The sequence below is a fragment of the Pseudomonas sp. NPDC079367 genome, assembly GCF_044542195.1.
Classification (GTDB): domain Bacteria; phylum Pseudomonadota; class Gammaproteobacteria; order Pseudomonadales; family Pseudomonadaceae; genus Aquipseudomonas.
Map to the genome: position 1 here is coordinate 58,229 of NZ_JBITTW010000033.1, position 6,978 is coordinate 65,206.

General features: G+C 60.5%; 5 protein-coding genes. 2 read left to right on the forward strand and 3 right to left on the reverse strand.

The genetic code is table 11. From position 1 onward, the window contains the following. Positions 1-94: 94 nt before the first annotated feature. Entirely contained in the window at positions 95-1,276 is a 1,182-nt protein-coding gene (purT, locus tag ACIGDJ_RS21465; RefSeq protein ID WP_397479963.1) for a formate-dependent phosphoribosylglycinamide formyltransferase, read from the forward strand. Positions 1,277-1,396: 120 nt separating this feature from the next. Here purT and ACIGDJ_RS21470 read toward each other — a convergent pair whose 3' ends face one another. The 3 genes from ACIGDJ_RS21470 to ACIGDJ_RS21480 form a co-directional block, all read right to left on the reverse strand. After that, on the reverse strand, positions 1,397-2,713 hold the full coding sequence (locus ACIGDJ_RS21470; RefSeq protein ID WP_101159356.1) for an MFS transporter: 1,317 nt from the start codon (positions 2,711-2,713) through the stop codon (positions 1,397-1,399). 278 nt (positions 2,714-2,991) lie between these two features. Next, entirely contained in the window at positions 2,992-4,233 is a 1,242-nt protein-coding gene (locus ACIGDJ_RS21475) for a transporter associated domain-containing protein (protein WP_312995443.1), read from the reverse strand. Positions 4,234-4,245: 12 nt separating this feature from the next. After that, positions 4,246-5,058 carry an inner membrane protein YpjD gene (locus ACIGDJ_RS21480; RefSeq protein ID WP_101159359.1) on the reverse strand — a complete coding sequence of 271 codons (813 nt, stop codon included), beginning with the start codon at positions 5,056-5,058 and terminating at the stop codon, positions 4,246-4,248. 210 nt (positions 5,059-5,268) lie between these two features. Here ACIGDJ_RS21480 and ffh point away from each other — a divergent pair, with 210 nt between their 5' ends. Continuing rightward, positions 5,269-6,645, forward strand: coding sequence for a signal recognition particle protein (gene ffh, locus ACIGDJ_RS21485; RefSeq protein WP_007967791.1), 1,377 nt, complete (start codon positions 5,269-5,271; stop codon positions 6,643-6,645). Positions 6,646-6,978 lie beyond the last annotated feature (333 nt).

Below are 6,978 nucleotides of genomic sequence, written 5' to 3' on the forward strand. Positions count from 1 at the left end.
ACCCTCGGGTTCATGTAAAATGCCGCGCTTTCTCCCCATGGAAAGCGCACTTGCGTGGCTTTCCTCGATGATCCGCTTCCTTTGAGGACCTGAGATGACCCGTATCGGAACTCCATTGTCGCCAACCGCGACCCGCGTATTGCTGTGTGGCTGTGGTGAGTTGGGCAAGGAAGTGGTAATCGAACTGCAGCGCCTGGGCGTTGAAGTGATTGCCGTCGACCGCTACGCCAACGCGCCGGCCATGCAAGTGGCCCATCGCAGCCACGTGATCAACATGCTCGACGGCGCTGCACTGCGCGCTGTGATCGAAGCCGAGAAGCCGCACTTCATCGTGCCGGAAATCGAAGCCATCGCCACCGCCACCCTGGTCGAGCTGGAAGCCGAAGGCTTCACCGTGATCCCGACCGCCCGTGCGGCGCAGTTGACCATGAACCGCGAAGGCATCCGTCGTCTGGCCGCCGAAGAACTCGACCTGCCGACCTCGCCGTATCACTTCGCCGATACTTTCGAGGACTACAGCAAAGCCGTTGAAGACCTCGGCTTCCCGTGTGTCGTCAAACCGGTAATGAGCTCGTCGGGCAAAGGCCAGAGCCTGCTGCGCAGCGTCGATGACGTGCAGAAGGCCTGGGATTACGCGCAAGAGGGCGGTCGCGCCGGCAAAGGTCGGGTGATCGTCGAAGGCTTCATCGATTTCGATTACGAAATCACCCTGCTGACCGTGCGCCACATTGGCGGCACCACGTTCTGCGCCCCGGTCGGTCACCGTCAGGAGAAGGGCGACTATCAGGAATCCTGGCAGCCACAAGCCATGAGCCCGATTGCTCTGGCTGAATCCGAGCGCGTCGCCAAAGCGGTGACTGAAGCGCTGGGTGGCCGCGGACTGTTCGGCGTCGAGCTGTTCATCAAAGGCGATCAGGTGTGGTTCAGCGAAGTCTCGCCGCGCCCGCATGACACCGGTCTGGTCACGCTGATTTCTCAGGATCTGTCGCAATTTGCGCTGCACGCCCGCGCCATTCTCGGCCTGCCGGTACCGCTGATCCGTCAGTTCGGGCCATCGGCGTCGGCAGTGATTCTGGTCGAAGGGCAATCGACCCAGACCGCATTCGCCAATCTGGGTGCTGCGTTGAGCGAGCCGGATACCGCGCTGCGTCTGTTCGGCAAGCCTGAAGTGAACGGCCAGCGTCGCATGGGCGTGGCGCTGGCACGGGATGAGTCGATTGAGGCTGCACGTGCCAAGGCGACCCGTGCGTCGCAGGCGGTTGTTGTAGAGCTGTAAACCGAGTCGCGGCATTCGCGAGCAAGCCCGCTCCCACATGGGATTTGGTTGGACACAAGATTTGTGGCCAACCAATAAACCAGTGGGAGCGGGCTTGCTCGCGAAGCTTTTGATCTTGCGTCAGGCAACCCGATTCAGATCGTTATCCCGCGTCTCTTTCAAGCACACCACCGCAATCAGACTCAACACCGCTGCCGCCGACACATACCCGCCGACATAGCTCAACCCGCCCATCGCTACCAGTTTCTGCGCAAAGAACGGCGCCGCCGAGGCCCCGACGATCCCGCCGAGGTTATATGCCGCCGAAGCGCCGGTATAACGCACGTGGGTCGGAAACAGTTCAGGCAACAGCGCCCCCATCGGCGCGAATGTCACGCCCATCAAAAACAGCTCGATGCACAGAAACAGCGCCACGCCCCAGGTCGAGCCCTGCGTCAGCAACGGTTCCATCAGGAATCCGGACAGAATCGCCAGCACGCCACCGATGATCAGCACCGGTTTGCGCCCGTAACGGTCGCTGGCCCAAGCGGATAATGGCGTCGCTGCGGCCATGAACAACACGGCAAAGCACAGCAGGCCGAGGAACGTTTCGCGGCTGTAACCCAGCGTGGATACGCCGTAGCTGAGCGAAAACACTGTCGAGATATAGAACAGCGCATAGCAGACCACCATCGCCGCCGCACCGAGCAGCGTCGGCGCCCAGTATTGGCTGAACAACTCGACCAGCGGCACTTTTACCCGCTCCTGACGGGCGATCGCATTGGCGAAGACCGGCGTTTCGTGCAGCTTGAGGCGCACATACAGGCCGACCATCACCAGCGCTGCGCTGAGCAGAAACGGAATGCGCCAGCCCCAACTGCGGAACTGCTCGTCATCCAGCGTCATGGCCAAGGTCAGGAACAAACCGTTGGCCGCCAGAAAGCCAATCGATGGGCCGAGCTGCGGGAACATGCCGAACCAGGCGCGCTTGCCTTTCGGCGCGTTTTCCGTAGCCAGCAGCGCCGCGCCGCCCCATTCGCCGCCAAGGCCAAGGCCCTGGCCGAAACGCAGCACGCACAGCAGAATTGGCGCCCAGGCACCAATGCTGTCGTAGCCCGGCAGGACGCCGATCAATGTTGTGCAGACGCCCATCAATAGTAGCGAAGCGACCAGCGTCGATTTGCGCCCGATGCGGTCGCCGAAGTGGCCAAACAGCGCCGAGCCCAGTGGTCGGGCGAGGAAGGCAATACCAAAAGTGAGAAATGCCGACAGCATCTGTGCCGTACCGGAGGTCTGCGGAAAGAACACCGGCCCGATCACCAGCGCCGCAGCAGTGGCATAAACGTAGAAGTCGTAGAACTCGATGGCGGTGCCGATGAAGCTTGCCGTGGCCACGCGGGTGGCGGAATTGGTCGGCTGGGCAGGCGCGGTTTCGCTGTAAGCGGTATGGGTTGTCATACGGTGATCCCTGACAGTCATGAGCTCCAGTGGAGCGAATTTTATGGTCGAACACCCAGGGATGTGGGGTAGGGCGCGAGCGCTGTTTCGAGTAGGAACAGTCGTCGGTTTGCAACGCAACAGTCGGGATCCGGAAGTGCCGGGTAAGCACAGGGATCGACGGCGCTTGGGTAAGCGCCTCGATTATAGGAAGGGGGCTAACGATCAAACAAGCGCAAAAGATCGCAGGGTAGGAGCTGCCGAAGGCCCGGGCCGCGATCGGACGATCTTTTGATTTTCTATCGGGCGGGCACTAAAGCAGGCACCGAGGAGGTCAGCCAGATCAACACCTTGCTCACCCGGTTCTCCTCGGTCTCGAGGATTTCCAGGCGATAACGCCCGATCTTCAGGCACACCGCGCTCTCCGGAATGGTTTCCAGCGCTTCGGTGACCAAGCCGTTCAGGGTTTTCGGACCGTCGCTTGGCAGATGCCAGCCCAGGCATTTGTTCACATCGCGGATCGACGCGGCACCATCGATCAGCATGCGCCCGTCGGCCTGAGGATGGATATGCGGGTTGTCGATGCTGTGTTCGCTTTCGAATTCGCCGACGATCTCTTCGAGGATATCCTCAAGGGTGACGATGCCCAGCACCTCGCCGTATTCATCGACGACCATGCCGAGACGGCGTTGCTGCTTGTGAAAGTTCAGCAGTTGCAGTTGCAGTGGCGTGCTTTCCGGAACGAAGTAGGGCTCGTAGCTGGCGTTCATCAGCGCGTCGCGGGTCAGCCCGCCGTTGCTGAGCAAGTGGCCGATCTGGCGAGTGTTGAGCACCGCTTCGACCTGATTGATGTCGCTGTGAAACACCGGCAGGCGCGTGCGTTTGTTTTGTAGTAATTGCTCAATGATCTCTTCGATCGAATCGTCGAGGTTGATGCCATCGACGTCACTGCGCGGCACCAGAATGTCATTGACCGTGATGTTATCCAGCGCATGGATGCCCGACACCGGGTGGCTGCGCACGGGATGTTCGGGATCATCATCGTGATCGGTCGGCAGTTCGTCCTCGCTCTGTTGCACCACCTGCGCCTTGCGCGTGAACGGGGTCATCAGCAGCGCGCTGACCTGGCTGAACAGCCACGCAAGCGGATAGACGATCTTCATCGGCACCACCAGCAAAGCGTTGCCGAACCCCAGCACAGCGTCGGGATAGCGCCGGGCCACGGTGCGCGGGAAATAATCGGCGAACACCAGCAGGATGGCTCCGGCGCCCAGGCATGCTGCCCATGGGCCGTCTTCTTCGCAGAGAAAAATCGCCAGCAGCGTCGCGATGATCACGGCAAGAGCGCGGCACAAGGTATTGCAGAGGATCAGGCTGTCGAGCGGGAAGCTCAGCTTCGCCAGCGGTTTATCGCTGGCGCGCGAGGCAATACGTTGCGCGAGCAGGTGCTGCTGCGCGATTTCGACGGCGGTAAACAGCCCTGACCATAAAATCAGCAGGACAAATATCGCGAGCATCGGCCCTATGGGCAAACCGTCCATTTATGCCGCCCGTCAGATGTGCAGAATGTATTCACGAACCAGTTTGCTGCCGAAGTACGCCAGCATCAGCAGGCAGAAACCGGCGAGGGTCCAGCGAATCGCCTTGTGGCCACGCCAGCCCAGACGGTTGCGACCCCACAGCAGCACGCTGAAGACGATCCACGCCAGACAGGCCAGCAGGGTCTTGTGCACCAGATGCTGGGCAAACAGGTTCTCGACGAACAGCCAGCCGGAAATCAGCGACAGCGACAGCAGCGTCCAGCCGGCCCAGAGAAAGCCGAACAGCAGACTTTCCATGGTTTGCAGCGGCGGGAAGTTCCTGATCAGCCCTGACGGGTGTTTGTGCTTGAGCTGATGATCCTGGACCAGCAGCAGCAACGCCTGGAACACCGCGATGGTGAACATGCCGTAGGCGAGGATCGACAATAGGATGTGCGCGAGGATGCCCGGCTCTTCATCGATGATCTGTACCGTGCCGGTCGGCGCGAACTGCGCCAGCAATACCGTGATCGCACCGAGCGGGAACAGCAGCACCAGCAGGTTTTCCACCGGGATTCGCGAGCAGGCGATCAGCGTCAGTGCAATCACTGCGGCAGCAATCAGGCTCGATGCGCTGAAGAAATCCAGGCCCAGGCCGATCGGGGTCAGCAGATGCGTGAGCAGGCTGGCGCCGTGGGCGAGCACGGCGAAGATGCCGAGGCTGACCAGCAGGCGCTTGTTCGCCTTGGCGCCGGTGGCCAGGCGAGTACTTTGATAGACGGTCGCAGCGGCATAGAGCAGGGCGGCGGCGAGGGTGGTCAGCAAACTGGGTGACAAGGGGAGCATAAATCCTGTTAGGCGAGCCCGAAAGGCGCTGAGTTTGGCATAGAACCGCCACGGCACGAAAGACTCCGCTAGCTGACGGCGAGGTGTCCGCCAGCCGCAGTCTTCGCTATAATCCGCGACCTGCCCACGCCGCAGGCTCGCCGAGCACATGTTGATGCCGGTCTGGGCCGCCATTATCCCGGTTCGTACAGGGCCTGAAAGGATCGCGCAATGTTTGAAAACTTAACCGACCGTCTCTCGCAGACGCTGCGCCATGTCACCGGCAAGGCGAAGCTGACCGAGGACAACATCAAAGACACACTGCGTGAAGTGCGCATGGCGTTGCTCGAAGCCGACGTCGCGCTGCCGGTGGTCAAGGACTTCGTCAATTCGGTCAAGGAACGCGCCGTCGGCACCGAGGTGTCGCGCAGCCTGACGCCGGGCCAGGCGTTCGTGAAAATCGTCCAGGCCGAGCTCGAAAGCCTGATGGGCGCGGCCAATGAAGACCTGAACCTGAGTGCCGTTCCGCCAGCCGTGATTCTGATGGCCGGTCTGCAGGGCGCCGGTAAAACCACCACCGCCGGCAAACTGGCGCGCTTCCTTAAAGAGCGCAAGAAGAAGTCGGTCATGGTTGTTTCGGCGGACATCTACCGTCCGGCAGCGATCAAACAGCTGGAAACCCTGGCCAACGACATCGGCGTGACGTTTTTTCCGTCCGACCTGAGCCAGAAGCCGGTCGACATCGCCAATGCGGCTATTAAAGAAGCCAAGCTGAAATTCATCGACGTGGTCATCGTCGACACCGCCGGGCGTCTGCACATCGACGAAGAGATGATGGGCGAGATCAAGGCGCTGCACGCCGCGATCAACCCGGTCGAAACCCTGTTCGTGGTCGATGCCATGACCGGTCAGGACGCCGCCAATACGGCCAAGGCCTTCGGTGATGCACTGCCGCTGACCGGTGTGATCCTGACCAAGGTCGACGGCGACGCCCGTGGCGGTGCGGCGCTGTCGGTGCGCGCCATTACCGGCAAGCCGATCAAGTTCATTGGTATGGGCGAGAAGAGCGAAGCGCTCGACCCGTTCCACCCTGAGCGTATCGCCTCACGGATCCTCGGCATGGGCGACGTGCTCAGCCTGATCGAACAAGCCGAAGCGACGCTGGACAAGGACAAGGCCGACAAACTGGCCAAGAAGCTGAAGAAGGGCAAGGGCTTCGACCTCGAAGACTTCCGCGATCAGCTGCAGCAGATGAAGAACATGGGCGGCCTCGGCGGGCTCATGGACAAGCTGCCGAGCATCGGCGGCGTCAACCTGTCGCAAATGGGCAATGCCCAGAACGCCGCAGAGAAGCAGTTCAAACAGATGGAAGCCATCATCAACTCGATGACCCCGGCCGAGCGGCGCGATCCGGAGCTGATCAGCGGTTCGCGCAAGCGCCGGATCGCCATGGGTTCCGGCACTCAAGTGCAGGACATCGGCCGCTTGATCAAGCAACACAAGCAGATGCAGAAGATGATGAAGAAATTCACCGCCAAGGGCGGTATGGCAAAAATGATGCGCGGCATGGGCGGTATGTTGCCCGGCGGCGGCATGCCGAAGATGTGAGACAGGACACTTGGACTTCGCCGGTCGTCGCACCGGCGCAGACCCTGCAAGGACGCAGGATCAACAGCAAACCCGCACTCGGCGGGAGCTGACTGGCCGTTTTTATCGACGGCTCTCTATGCAAATCTGCACGGCATGCCATGGGCGCCGGAAAAAGTCATTTGCAAAAGTCCGGATATTCCTTAGAATATGCGGCCTTTCGGGCACCCATGCCCGCTGTGCATTTAGATTTGCAGCACCGACTACAGGAACGATGTTAACATGCTAACATTCAGTGTTTCACTTGTCGTCTTAAATAATGTCACGTTTTATTATCTGTTATTAAGTTTCTTT

What these genes read in the sequence shown, in the direction of transcription:
- ffh (WP_007967791.1), top strand. Translation starts at nt 5,269, where the DNA reads ATGTTTGAAAACTTAACCGACCGTCTCTCGCAGACGCTGCGCCATGTC.
- ACIGDJ_RS21470 (WP_101159356.1), bottom strand. Translation starts at nt 2,713, where the DNA reads ATGACAACCCATACCGCTTACAGCGAAACCGCGCCTGCCCAGCCGACC.
- purT (WP_397479963.1), top strand. Translation starts at nt 95, where the DNA reads ATGACCCGTATCGGAACTCCATTGTCGCCAACCGCGACCCGCGTATTG.
- ACIGDJ_RS21480 (WP_101159359.1), bottom strand. Translation starts at nt 5,058, where the DNA reads ATGCTCCCCTTGTCACCCAGTTTGCTGACCACCCTCGCCGCCGCCCTG.
- ACIGDJ_RS21475 (WP_312995443.1), bottom strand. Translation starts at nt 4,233, where the DNA reads ATGGACGGTTTGCCCATAGGGCCGATGCTCGCGATATTTGTCCTGCTG.